This window comes from Mycobacterium sp. NGS56, assembly GCF_059812425.1.
Map to the genome: position 1 here is coordinate 17,881 of NZ_JCALCQ010000010.1, position 12,538 is coordinate 30,418.

At 67.4% G+C, this 12,538-nt stretch carries 13 protein-coding genes; all 13 read left to right on the plus strand.

The window, feature by feature from the left end; genetic code table 11:
- Positions 1-79: 79 nt before the first annotated feature.
- The 13 genes from AC5Y4F_RS20335 to lysS all read left to right on the plus strand — a co-directional run bounded on the left by AC5Y4F_RS20335 (position 80) and on the right by lysS (position 12,444).
- The gene (locus tag AC5Y4F_RS20335; protein ID WP_067936344.1) at positions 80-493 is read left to right on the plus strand and encodes a VOC family protein; all 414 of its coding nucleotides are present in this window, start codon (positions 80-82) and stop codon (positions 491-493) included.
- A gap of 208 nt (positions 494-701) precedes the next feature.
- Positions 702-3,134: an ATP-dependent zinc metalloprotease FtsH gene (ftsH, locus tag AC5Y4F_RS20340; RefSeq protein ID WP_067936341.1), complete on the plus strand. Its 2,433-nt coding sequence runs from the start codon at positions 702-704 to the stop codon at positions 3,132-3,134.
- A 16-nt stretch (positions 3,135-3,150) separates the two neighbouring features.
- Complete coding sequence (gene folE / locus AC5Y4F_RS20345) at positions 3,151-3,753, plus strand: GTP cyclohydrolase I FolE (RefSeq protein ID WP_067936338.1); 603 nt, start codon at positions 3,151-3,153, stop codon at positions 3,751-3,753.
- The gene (gene folP / locus AC5Y4F_RS20350) at positions 3,750-4,601 is read left to right on the plus strand and encodes a dihydropteroate synthase (protein ID WP_156750107.1); all 852 of its coding nucleotides are present in this window, start codon (positions 3,750-3,752) and stop codon (positions 4,599-4,601) included. Before folE ends, folP begins: the two co-directional genes overlap by 4 nt.
- Complete coding sequence (gene folB, locus AC5Y4F_RS20355; RefSeq protein WP_067936332.1) at positions 4,594-4,995, plus strand: dihydroneopterin aldolase; 402 nt, start codon at positions 4,594-4,596, stop codon at positions 4,993-4,995. Before folP ends, folB begins: the two co-directional genes overlap by 8 nt.
- Positions 4,996-5,068: 73 nt before the next feature.
- Positions 5,069-5,620 (plus strand): 2-amino-4-hydroxy-6-hydroxymethyldihydropteridine diphosphokinase, encoded by a 552-nt coding sequence (gene folK / locus AC5Y4F_RS20360; protein ID WP_067936330.1) that lies wholly within the window; start codon positions 5,069-5,071, stop codon positions 5,618-5,620.
- Complete coding sequence (locus tag AC5Y4F_RS20365) at positions 5,620-6,096, plus strand: DUF3180 domain-containing protein (RefSeq protein ID WP_499998132.1); 477 nt, start codon at positions 5,620-5,622, stop codon at positions 6,094-6,096. Before folK ends, AC5Y4F_RS20365 begins: the two co-directional genes overlap by 1 nt.
- 123 nt (positions 6,097-6,219) lie before the next feature.
- On the plus strand, positions 6,220-7,671 hold the full coding sequence (locus tag AC5Y4F_RS20370) for a DUF6779 domain-containing protein (protein WP_499998135.1): 1,452 nt from the start codon (positions 6,220-6,222) through the stop codon (positions 7,669-7,671).
- A 114-nt stretch (positions 7,672-7,785) separates the two neighbouring features.
- Positions 7,786-8,697 carry a Rossmann-like and DUF2520 domain-containing protein gene (locus AC5Y4F_RS20375; protein WP_067938556.1) on the plus strand — a complete coding sequence of 304 codons (912 nt, stop codon included), beginning with the start codon at positions 7,786-7,788 and terminating at the stop codon, positions 8,695-8,697.
- Positions 8,694-9,632: a pantoate--beta-alanine ligase gene (gene panC / locus AC5Y4F_RS20380; RefSeq protein WP_499998138.1), complete on the plus strand. Its 939-nt coding sequence runs from the start codon at positions 8,694-8,696 to the stop codon at positions 9,630-9,632. The genes AC5Y4F_RS20375 and panC overlap by 4 nt, the downstream gene beginning before the upstream one ends.
- Complete coding sequence (gene panD / locus AC5Y4F_RS20385; RefSeq protein WP_067938560.1) at positions 9,632-10,051, plus strand: aspartate 1-decarboxylase; 420 nt, start codon at positions 9,632-9,634, stop codon at positions 10,049-10,051. Before panC ends, panD begins: the two co-directional genes overlap by 1 nt.
- A 2-nt stretch (positions 10,052-10,053) precedes the next feature.
- Positions 10,054-10,869, plus strand: coding sequence for a type III pantothenate kinase (locus AC5Y4F_RS20390; protein WP_499998141.1), 816 nt, complete (start codon positions 10,054-10,056; stop codon positions 10,867-10,869).
- Between the two features lie 78 nt (positions 10,870-10,947).
- Positions 10,948-12,444, plus strand: a complete 1,497-nt coding sequence (gene lysS, locus AC5Y4F_RS20395) for a lysine--tRNA ligase (RefSeq protein WP_067938564.1) — start codon at positions 10,948-10,950, stop codon at positions 12,442-12,444.
- The last annotated feature ends 94 nt before the right edge of the window (positions 12,445-12,538 follow it).

Sequence of the window (12,538 nt, forward strand, 5' to 3'; positions counted from 1 at the left end):
AGACCCCGAACGATCGTGGCTTACCCGAATAGCGCTCGGTCGGCGACCAAGAGGGCGGGAGGCGGGAATAATCGGTTCGATGCGACTGGACCATGTGGTGCTTTGGACGAAAAATCCGCGGGTGTCGATGGACTTCTACACCCGGGTCGTAGGGCTGGAACCGGTGCGCTTCGCCGAGTTCGAAGCCGGAGACGCGCCGTTTCCCAGCGTGCGGGTATGTGCGGACTCCATCATCGACTTGATGCCCGCCGAAAGCGTTTCCGCGACAGAGTCATTGACCCGCATCGAGGGCAGCGCCGGCCACCCGGTCAATCACGTTTGTCTGGCGCTGTCGAAGGCCGAATACGATGCGCTGGACCGGCGGTTGCAGGCCGAAGGTGTGGACACCAGCGCGCGCCTGAACCGGAGCTTCGGTGCGCGGGGATGGGCGCCGCAGGGGTACTACTTCGTCGATCCGGACGACAATGTGGTCGAGGCCCGGTATTACGACTAGCCGGGAACCGCCCGTCGTTAACTGAGAAGGACCGTGTCGACCCGCTGCGCCCCGGCTCTGCCGGAGCTGGCGATCGCCACCGGAGACGATGGTGTCGACCCGCTGCGCCCCGGCTCTGCCGGAGCTGGCGATCGCCACTAGCGGTAGCCTGGACTTTTTCAGCTGCGTGTATATCGGGGAAGGACCTGGCCGGCAAGGCCGATGATTGATGAACCGGAAAAACGTGATTCGCACCATCACGGCGATTGCTGTCGTGGTGCTGCTCGGTTGGTCGTTCTTCTATTTCAGCGACGACACCCGCGGCTATAAGCCCGTCGACACGTCGGTGGCGATGTCTCAGATCAACGGTGACAACGTCAAAAGCGCACAAATCGATGACCGCGAACAGCAACTTCGCCTGACCCTGAAGAAGGGCAACAGCGACACCGACAATGCCGACAAGGTCATCACCAAGTTTCCCAGCGGCTACGCGGTCAACCTTTTCAACGCGCTGAGCGCCAAGAACGCCAAGGTCAGCACCGTCGTCAACCAGGGCAGCATCCTGGGTGAGCTGCTGGTCTACGTCCTGCCGCTGCTGCTACTGGTCGGCCTGTTCGTGATGTTCTCCCGCATGCAGGGCGGCGCCCGCATGGGCTTCGGATTCGGCAAGTCGCGCGCCAAACAGCTCTCCAAGGACATGCCCAAGACCACGTTCGCCGACGTCGCCGGCGTCGACGAGGCGGTCGAGGAACTCTACGAGATCAAGGACTTCCTGCAGAACCCCGGCCGCTACCAGGCGCTGGGCGCCAAGATCCCGAAAGGCGTGCTGCTATACGGCCCGCCGGGAACCGGAAAGACGCTGCTGGCCCGCGCGGTCGCCGGCGAAGCCGGGGTCCCGTTCTTCACGATTTCGGGCTCCGACTTCGTCGAGATGTTCGTCGGCGTCGGTGCGTCCCGGGTCCGCGATCTGTTCGACCAGGCAAAACAGAACAACCCGTGCATCATCTTCGTCGACGAGATCGACGCGGTGGGCCGCCAGCGTGGCGCGGGCCTTGGTGGCGGTCACGACGAGCGCGAGCAGACGCTCAACCAGTTGCTGGTCGAAATGGACGGGTTCGACCCGCGGGCCGGCGTCATCCTCATCGCGGCCACCAACCGACCGGACATCCTGGACCCGGCGCTGCTGCGGCCCGGCCGCTTCGACCGGCAGATCCCCGTGTCCAACCCGGACCTGGCGGGGCGCCGGGCGGTGCTGGAGGTGCATTCCAAGGGCAAGCCGATCGGCCCGGACGCCGACCTCGCCGGGCTGGCCAAACGCACCGTCGGCATGACCGGCGCCGACTTGGCCAACGTCATCAACGAGGCCGCGCTGCTCACCGCTCGCGAGAACGGCACCGTCATCACCAGCGCCGCCCTGGAGGAAGCGGTGGACCGGGTGATCGGTGGGCCGCGCCGCAAGGGACGGATCATCAGCGAGCAGGAAAAGAAGATCACCGCTTATCACGAGGGTGGGCACACGCTGGCCGCCTGGGCGATGCCCGACATCGAGCCGATCTACAAGGTGACGATTCTGGCGCGTGGGCGCACGGGCGGGCATGCGGTGGCGGTACCGGAAGAGGACAAGGGCCTGCGGACCCGCTCGGAGATGATCGCGCAATTGGTTTTTGCGATGGGTGGGCGCGCCGCCGAGGAGCTGGTCTTCCGGGAGCCGACGACGGGCGCGGTGTCCGACATCGAGCAGGCGACCAAGATCGCGCGCGCGATGGTCACCGAATTCGGGATGAGCTCCAAACTTGGTGCCGTCAAGTACGGTTCGGAGCACGGCGACCCGTTCCTGGGCCGCACCATGGGCACACAGCCCGACTATTCGCACGAGGTCGCTCGCGACATCGACGACGAGATCCGCAAACTGATCGAGGCCGCCCACACCGAGGCGTGGGAGATCCTCACCGAATATCGAGACATTCTCGACACTTTGGCCGGCCAGCTGCTGGAAAAGGAGACCCTGCACCGGGCCGAGCTGGAGGGCATCTTCTCCGGTGTCGAAAAACGCCCACGGCTGACCATGTTCGACGATTTCGGTGGCCGCATCCCGTCGGACAAACCGCCGATCAAGACGCCCGGCGAGCTGGCCATCGAGCGCGGCGAGCCCTGGCCCCCGCCGGTTCAAGAGCCCGCCTTCAAGGCGGCCATCGCCCGGGCCAGCCAAGCCGCCGCGGCCGCGCAGGCCGAGGCAGAGCGAAACGCCAACGGCAGCAATGGTTCTCACGGCGCTCAAGGCGGGAATCGTCAGGGGGAGCCGCAGGGGCCCACGCAACCCGACTACGGCGCCCCAGCCGGGTGGCGCGCGCCGGGGTGGCCGCCGCAGCAACAACAGCCGAATTACTGGTATCCGCCAGCCCAGCCTGGTCAGCAGCCCTACTGGCAGCAGCCGGCACGCGGTTACGCCGGCCCGCAGGGCTATCCCGGACAGCAGGGCCACCCGGGCGGTCAGCAAAGTTATCCCGGTCAGCAGGGCGGCGCTGGTCATCCCGGTCAGCCGCATCCCACCTATCCGCCGTATCCGCCGTATCCGCCGCCGGGTCAACCCGCGCCGGAGGGCGGGTCGCCCGACCGGCAGGATGACGACGTAAGCCGGTCCAACCCGCCGGCCCACGGCTGAGCAAACGGAGGATTCGATGGCGCTGCCGCATACCGCGATGCCCACGGCGCGGGTGTTCGATCGGGAACGCGCCGAGGCCGCGGTCCGCGAGTTGCTGCACGCGATAGGCGAAGATCCCGACCGAGATGGCCTGCGGGAAACGCCGGCCCGGGTCGCCCGCGCCTACCGCGAGATGTTCGCGGGGCTCTACACCGATCCCGACAGCGTGCTGAACACGATGTTCGACGAGGATCATGACGAGCTGGTGCTGGTCAAGGAAATCCCGCTGTACTCCACGTGCGAGCACCACCTGGTGTCGTTCCACGGCGTCGCCCATGTCGGCTACATCCCGGGCACCGACGGCAGGGTCACCGGCCTGTCGAAGATCGCGCGCCTGGTCGATCTGTACTCCAAGCGGCCCCAGGTTCAGGAGCGGCTCACCAGCCAGATCGCCGACGCATTGGTGAAAAAGCTGAATCCGCGCGGCGTGATCGTCGTGGTGGAGGCCGAGCACCTATGCATGGCGATGCGCGGGGTCCGCAAGCCCGGAGCGATCACCACCACATCGGCGGTACGCGGGCTGTTCAAAACCAACGCCGCTTCTCGAGCCGAAGCGCTCGACCTGATCTTGCGTAAGTGAGTCTGGCGCCTGTGCAGGTAATGGGAGTTTTGAACGTCACTGACGATTCATTCTCCGACGGCGGCCGCTATCTCGACCCCGACAAGGCCGTCGCGCAGGGTCTGTCCCTAATCGCCGACGGCGCAGACATCATCGACGTCGGAGGAGAGTCGACCCGGCCCGGCGCCACGCGGATCGACCCGCACGTCGAGACGACTCGGGTCGTTCCCGTCATCAAAGAGCTTGCAGCACAGGGCATCACCGTCAGCATCGACACCATGCACGCCGACGTCGCGCGGGCGGCGCTGTGTGCCGGAGCGCGGATAGTCAACGACGTGTCCGGCGGCCGCGCCGATCCCGCCATGGCGCCGCTGCTGGCGGAAGCGAAAGTGCCCTGGGTGCTGATGCATTGGCGCTCGGTCTCGGCCGCGCGGCCGCACGCGACGCCGGATTACCGCGACGTGGTCGAAGAGGTGCGCGACGAATTACTGGCCAGCGTCGATGCAGCCGTGTCTGCCGGTGTCGACCCCGGCCAGCTGATGATCGATCCGGGACTGGGATTCGCAAAGACGGGACAACACAATTGGGCGTTACTACATGCCCTTCCGCGATTGGTCGCCACCGGCATCCCGGTGCTCCTTGGTGCATCGCGCAAACGCTTCCTCGGTACGTTGTTAGCCGGGGCCGACGGTGTGCCACGACCGCCCGATGGGCGTGAGACGGCCACCGCGGTGATTTCGGCGCTGGCCACCTTGCATGGGGCGTGGGGGGTGCGTGTGCACGACGTCCGGGCCACGGTCGATGCCCTCAAGGTCCTAGCGGCTTGGACCGACGGAGCGCACCCGGAACTGGCTGGAGACAATGGCTGATCGAATCGAGTTGCGCGGCTTGATGGTTCGCGGACAACACGGGGTTTTCGACCACGAGCGCGCCAATGGTCAGGACTTCGTCGTCGACATCACGGTGTGGATCGACCTCATCGGCGCCGCGGCCAGTGACCAACTGGCCGACACCTACGACTACTCGGCGCTGGCCCAGTTGGCCGCCGATGTGGTCGCCGGTCCCGCCTGCAATCTGATCGAGACCGTCGGAGCCCAGATCGCCGATCAGGTGATGGACGACGAACGCGTGCAGGCCGTCGAGGTGGTGGTGCACAAGCCGCAGGCTCCGATCCCGCAACAGTTCGCCGATGTCGCGGTCGTGGTCCGGCGGTCGCGCCGCGGCGGGCGCGGTTCGGTGGTCCCGGCGGGCGGGACACTATGACGCGCGGCGACCATGATGCCGGCGTCACCGGGATCGTGGGGGCGCCGCCCGCATGCGGGGGAGAGCGGCGCCCATGACCAAAGTGGTGCTGTCCATCGGCTCGAATTTGGGTGATCGGCTGGCCCGGTTGCAGTCCGTTGTCGACGGGCTGGGGGAGACGGTGCATGCCGTGTCGCCGGTGTACGAGACCGACCCCTGGGGCCGGGTCGATCAGGCGCCGTTTCTCAACGCGGTGCTGATCGCTGACGACCCGTCCTGCGACGCGCAGGACTGGCTACGCCGGGGACAGGAGTTCGAGCGCGCGGCGGGCCGGGTGCGCGGTGAGCGTTGGGGCCCGCGCACTCTCGATGTCGACTTGATCGCCTGCTACGGCCCAACCGAGGTGATCTCGCGGGAGAACAACCTGACGTTGCCACATCCGCTAGCCCACCTTCGGGCGTTCGTGCTCATCCCCTGGCTGGACGTCGACCCGGACGCTCGGCTCACGCTGGTCGACGGGCCGCAGCCGGTCGCCGGTCTGCTCGCTCAGCTGGAAGCGGCCGACCGGGACGGCGTGCGACCGACCGGCCTGACACTTGGGCTGCCGAACGGGAAGCGGTCGGCCGACCGCGGGCCGACGCGCTGATGGTGCCCACCCGCAAGCGTGACTTGACCGCCGCGGTGGTCGGCGCCGCCATCGTAGGGTATTTGCTGGTCAAGGGGCTTTACCGGTGGTTTCCGCCGATCACGGTGTGGACCGGCCTGTCGCTATTGGCTGTGGCCATCGTCGAGGCGCTGTGGGCGCGCTACGTGCGAACCAGGATCAACGAGGGCGAGATCGGGTCCGGTCCGGGTTGGCTGCACCCGCTTGCGGTGGCGCGCAGCCTGATGGTCGCCAAGGCCTCGGCCTGGGTCGGTGCGTTGATGCTCGGCTTCTGGGTCGGCATCTTGGTGTACTTTTTGCCCCGCAAATCCTGGTTGCGGGCGGCCGCCGAGGACACCTCAGGCACCGTGGTGGCGGCCGTCAGCGCGTTGGCCCTGCTGATCGCCGCGCTGTGGCTGCAACATTGCTGCAAATCCCCGCCGGATTCGACGGAGCACGGCGAGGGTGCGGAAAGCTAGTTCGGCGCCGGGATTGCCGGGAACAGGCTGGCGGTTGACCGGCGCGCGGCCGACGACAACCCGCGCGAGAATCGCCGACGCCGCCCGACACGCGGATTGACCTCGCACAGGTAGTCTCAGGCCATGACCGTTCTGTCCCGCGGCGCCCGAGTCCGGCGCGGCGGCCGCAGGCCGGGGTGGGTGCTCTTGACGGCGTTGCTGGTCCTCGCGATGGGGGCCAGTTCGGCGTTGGTTTTCACCAATCGGGTGGAACTTCTCAAGCTCGCTGTAATCCTGGCGCTGTGGGCCGCAGTCGCCGGCGCCTTCGTCTCCGTGCTCTATCGCCGCCAGAGTGACGCCGATCAGTCCCGGGTCCGCGACCTCAAGCTGGTTTACGACCTGCAGCTGGACCGGGAGATCTCGGCCCGGCGTGAATACGAGCTGACCGTCGAGTCGCAGCTGCGTCGCGAACTGGCCTCCGAGCTGCGCGCTCAGGCCGCCGACGATCTGGCCGAGTTGCGCGCGGAGCTCTCGGCCTTGCGAACCAGCCTGGAGATCCTCTTCGACACCGACCTCGCGCACCGGCCCGCCCTCGGTGGCACTGCCGACGGGGAGCCGCAACCGGAGCGCGCGTACAGCGAGTGGGATCGCAACGGCGAGAACCCGCGAGACACCCCGGTCGACTGGGTTTCCAGCGACCGCGTGACGGCGGCGCCGCAGGACACCTCCGGCCGCACCGACGACGCGATCATCGACGTGCCCGAGGAACCGCTGATCCCGCCTCGGCAACAGCCATCGCCCCGGCGGGAGCGGGTCCGTCAGCAGTACGAAACCGCCCATGAGCCGGCGTACGCCGAACAGCCTTCGTACGCCGAACAGCCTTCGTATGCCGAGCAGTCCCCGTATGCGAGGCCGGCGGAGCCGCAATTCGAGCCTCGCCACCAACCGCCCCCGGCCGAGCCGGAGCCGCAGTTCCAATCGGAGCCGCCCCCGGAGCCCCAACCGGAACCGACGCCGGAACCACCACCACAGGCACAGTGGCCGGGGCAGGGTTGGCAGCCGGTCGCCGCCGACGGCCAGTGGTTGCCGCCGGGCGCCCCGGGCAGCAATTGGGCCGGCGCCGACTCCCCTACGGACGCAACCGGTGGGCGGCGGCGTGCCCGGCATTCGGGCATCGACGAGGCTTGGGATGGCCTACCCGTCGAGCCGGTACCGCCACCGCCGTACGGCGACTCCGGCCGTCGGGCACGCTCTCGCCACTCGGCGGAGTACCGCGACTTCGGGGGGAGCAATTTCTCGGACCGCAACGAGCCGTCGCCCGGACCCTCCGCCGCGCCGCCGCCCGCCGCCACGACGCCGCCACCCCCGCCACCGGCTCCCCCGATACACCAGGACCCATCCGCGCCCCCACCACCTCGCCTGGCGCCGCCGCCGCCAGCGGAGCAAGCGCCGCGGCACGGTGGTGACCCGCAGCAAGAGGACCCCTCCCGCGCGGGAGAAGGCACCTCCACGGGCGGCCAGTCGGTGGCCGATCTGCTGGCCCGCCTGCAGGTGCAGCCCTCCCAAGGCGGCCGTCGACGTCGCCGCGAAGGCTGAGCTGGGAGCTTCCTCACATTGGGTAACGCCTGGTAATCGACTACAGTCGTAGTGACCGAACGGTACCCACCAGGTGGGACCGGAACGAACAAGATATCTGTGAGGTCGTCTGCGATGGTGCAGTTCGACGGTTTGCGCCCGGCTCGGCTGAAGGTGGGAATCATCTCGGCCGGCCGCGTCGGCACCGCTCTCGGGGTCGCGCTGGAGCGCGCGGACCATGTCGTGGTGGCGTGCAGCGCCATCTCCCGTGCGTCGCGGCAGCGCGCACAACGCCGGTTGCCCGACACGCCGGTGGCAACGCCGCCGGACGTGGCCGCCGGCGCCGAGCTGTTGCTGCTTGCGGTCCCGGACAGCGAACTCGCCGGCCTGGTATCCGGATTGGCCGTGACGTCGGCGGTGCGGCCCGGAACCATCGTGGTCCACACGTCCGGCGCCAACGGGATCGCCATTCTCGAGCCGCTGGCCCAGGACGGCTGCATCCCGCTGGCAGTTCACCCGGCCATGACGTTCACCGGCTCCGACGAAGACATCAGCCGGCTGGCGGATTCCTGCTTCGGCGTCACCGCGGCCGACGAAATCGGATACGCGATCGGACAATCGCTGGTCCTGGAGATGGGCGGCGAACCATTCTGCGTGGCCGAGGACGCCCGCGTCCTGTACCACGCCGCCCTGGCCCACGCCGGCAACCACATCGTGACCGTGCTCGCCGACGCGCTCGACGCGCTGCGCGCCGCACTGCGCGGCAGCGAACTGCTCGGCCAACAGACCGTCGACGACCAGCCGGGCGGCATCGCCGAGCGCATCATCGGACCGCTGGCCAGGGCGGCGCTGGAGAACACCTTGCAGCGCGGGCAGGCAGCGCTCACCGGTCCGGTCGCGCGTGGTGATGCTGCCGCGGTCGCCGGGCATCTGGCCGCGCTGCGTGAGGTCACGCCGGAGTTGGCGCAGGCGTACCGGGTGAATGCCCTACGGACCGCACAGCGCGCGCATGCCCCCGAAGACGTCGTGGAGGTGCTGGCCCCATGAGACCCGGCAAACCCCCTGCCTTCACGGCGGGCGAACTCAACGTCTACGCCGCCCCGCGCGACGTTGCCGATGTCAGCCGCGCGCTGCGCCACACCGGGCGCCGAGTGATGTTGGTGCCCACCATGGGTGCACTGCACGACGGGCACCTGGCGTTGGTGCGCGCCGCCAGGCGGGTGCCCGGCGCGGTGGTGGTGGTGTCGATCTTCGTCAACCCCCTGCAATTCGGCGCCGGCGAGGACCTCGACGCCTATCCGCGAACCCTGGACGACGACGTCGCACTCCTGCGCGCCGAGGGCGTCGAAATTGTTTTCACCCCAACGGCCACCGCGATGTACCCGGAGGGTCTGCGCACCATCGTTCAGCCGGGTGCCCTGGCCGCCGAGCTCGAGGGTGCCGTCCGGCCGACCCATTTCGCCGGCATGCTCACCGTCGTGTGCAAGCTGCTGCAGATCGTGCGTCCGGACCGGATCTTCTTCGGGGAGAAGGACTACCAGCAGCTGGTGATGGTCCGTCAGATGGTCGTCGACCTCAACATCGACGTTCAGGTCGTCGGCGTGCCGACCGTCCGGGAATCCGACGGCCTGGCGATGTCGTCGCGCAACCGCTACCTGAACCCCGCGCAACGCGAACTGGCCGTGACGCTCTCGGCCGCCTTGACGGCGGGTGCGCACGCCGGGCACCAGGGCGGTGCGGCCGCGCTGACCGCGGCGCGCGCGGTGCTCGACGCCGTGCCCGACCTCACCGTCGACTACCTCGAGCTGCGCGACGCCGGGCTGGGCCCGGCTCCCGCCCACGGTTCGGCCCGGCTGCTGGTTGCGGCCCGGCTGGGCACCACCAGGCTGCTGGACAACATCGAGATGCAGATCGAAACACCCGCCGGCACCGCTGGGCCGGACGGACACCCCGAATACGCCCAATCACCTTGGAGGAATTGATGCACAGGACGATGCTCAAGTCGAAGATCCATCGGGCCACCGTCACGCAGGCCGACCTGCACTACGTCGGCTCGGTGACCATCGACGCGGACCTGATGGAGGCGGCCGACCTGCTCGAGGGCGAACAGGTCACGATCGTCGACATCGACAACGGCGCCCGGCTGGTCACCTACGCGATCACCGGCGAACGCGGCAGCGGCGTGATCGGAATCAACGGTGCGGCGGCTCATCTCGTCCACCCGGGCGACCTGGTGATCCTGATCGCCTACGGGACCATGGAAGATGCGGAGGCGCGGACGTATCAGCCGCGGATCGTCTTCGTCGACGCCGACAACAAGCAGATCGACCTGGGCAGCGATCCGGCGTTCGTGCCCGACGATGCTGCCGAACTGCTCAATCCCCGGATCGTTGCGCGGTAGCCGTGCTGCTGGCGATCGACGTCCGTAACACCCACACCGTCGTCGGGCTGATATCGGGCTCCAAAGAGCACGCAAACGTCGTGCAGCAATGGCGGATTCGCACCGAGGCGGAAATCACCGCCGATGAACTCGCGCTGACCATCGACGGGCTCATCGGCGACGATTCAGATCGGCTCACCGGCGCGGCGGCGCTGTCGACCGTCCCCTCGGTGCTGCACGAGGTGCGGCTCATGCTCGACCAGTACTGGCCATCGGTGCCGCACGTTCTCATCGAACCCGGGGTGCGCACCGGCATCCCGCTGCTCGTGGACAACCCCAAGGAAGTCGGCGCCGACCGAATCGTCAACTGCCTGGCCGCTTTCCACCGGTTCAACGGGCCCGCCATCGTCATCGACTTCGGTTCTTCGATCTGTGTGGACGTCGTGTCGGCAAAAGGTGAATTCCTCGGTGGCGCGATCGCGCCCGGACTGCAGGTGTCCTCCGACGCCGCCGCGGCCCGCTCGGCCGCCCTGCGGCGGGTGGAATTGACCCGTCCCCGTTCGGTGGTCGGCAAGAACACCGTCGAGTGCATGCAGGCGGGGGCCGTATTCGGTTTCGCCGGGCTGGTCGACGGCCTGGTCGGCCGCATCCGCGAGGACGTGGACGGATTTGCCGGCGACGACGTCGCGATCATCGCCACCGGCCACACCGCGCCGCTGCTGCTGCCCGAGTTGCAGACCGTCAGCCAATACGACCAGCACCTGACTCTGCACGGCCTGCGGCTGATATTCGAGCGCAACCGCGACGCCCAGCGCGGCCGGCTGAAGACGGCACGCTGACCCACCGGCTTCGCACCGCAGCGCATACACAAAGCCGTCGGCACAAGCTCAAAGCGCAGTCCTTTAAGCTGGCACGTCGTGAGTGCCGACGACCTAGACATTCCCGAGCAATACCGAATTCGGCGCGACAAGCGCGCTCGGTTGCTCGCCGAGGGGCACGACCCCTACCCGGTCGCCGTCGAACGCACCCGCACGTTGGCTCAGGTCCGTGCCGCATACCCCGACCTGCCGGTCGACACGGCGACCGATGACGTCGTCGGCGTCGCCGGGCGGGTGATCTTCGCCCGCAACTCCGGCAAACTCTGCTTCGCCACGCTACAAGAGGGCGACGGCACCAGCCTGCAGGTGATGATCAGCTTCGACAGGGTCGGCCAGCAGTCCCTGGACGCCTGGAAGACGGACGTCGACCTCGGTGACATCGTCTACGTGCGCGGCAACGTGATCAGCTCACGGCGCGGCGAATTATCCGTGCTTGCCGACGAGTGGCAGATGGCGTCCAAGGCGCTGCGTCCGCTGCCCGTCGCGCACAAGGACATGAGCGAAGAGGCGCGGGTACGGCAGCGCTACGTCGACCTGATCGTGCGCCCCCAGGCGCGCACGGTCGCACGGCAGCGGATCGCGGTCGTCCGCGCGATACGCAACTCTTTGGAACGCCGTGGGTTTCTGGAAGTCGAAACTCCAATGTTGCAGACGCTGGCCGGTGGCGCGGCCGCGCGGCCGTTCATCACGCATTCGAATGCACTAGACATCGATCTCTACTTGAGGATCGCGCCGGAACTGTTCCTGAAGCGCTGCGTCGTCGGTGGTTTCGACCGGGTTTTCGAACTAAATCGAGTGTTCCGAAACGAAGGTGCGGATTCCACTCATTCTCCGGAATTCTCCATGCTGGAGACCTACCAGGCGTACGGAACCTATGACGATTCGGCAGTAGTGACACGTGAGCTTATTCAAGAGGTGGCCGATGAGGCGATCGGAACCCGACAACTCCCGCTTCCCGACGGCAGTGTCTACGACATAGACGGAGAATGGGCTTCCATCCAAATGTACCCGTCATTGTCTGAGGCACTCGGTGACGAGATCACGCCCGCGACGTCGGTCGAACAGTTGCTGTCCATCGCCGATCGGCTCGGCGTCGAGATCCCCGCCGGCCGGGGCTACGGACACGGAAAAATCGTCGAGGAACTGTGGGAGCACACCGTGGGCAACGCGCTCACCGCTCCGACGTTCGTGAAGGATTTCCCGGTCGAGACAACGCCTTTGACGCGCCAGCACCGAAGCATCGCGGGCGTCACCGAGAAGTGGGACCTCTACGTGCGCGGAGTAGAACTGGCCACCGGGTATTCCGAATTGAACGATCCCGTCGTGCAGCGTGAGAGGTTCGCCGCGCAGGCGCGCGCGGCGGCCGCGGGCGACGACGAGGCCATGGTGCTCGACGAAGATTTCCTCGCCGCGCTCGAGTATGCGATGCCCCCATGCACCGGAACGGGAATGGGCATCGACCGGTTGTTGATGACTTTGACCGGCCTGTCAATTCGAGAGACAGTTTTGTTCCCGATTGTTCGGCCCCACTCGTAGTTGTTAGTTGCAATGTGCGGCTTCCGTACAGATTGAGTATGCTTCAGTCCTATGGCACATTGGTGAGCCAGGGAAGTTTGATCCGATCTGCTCA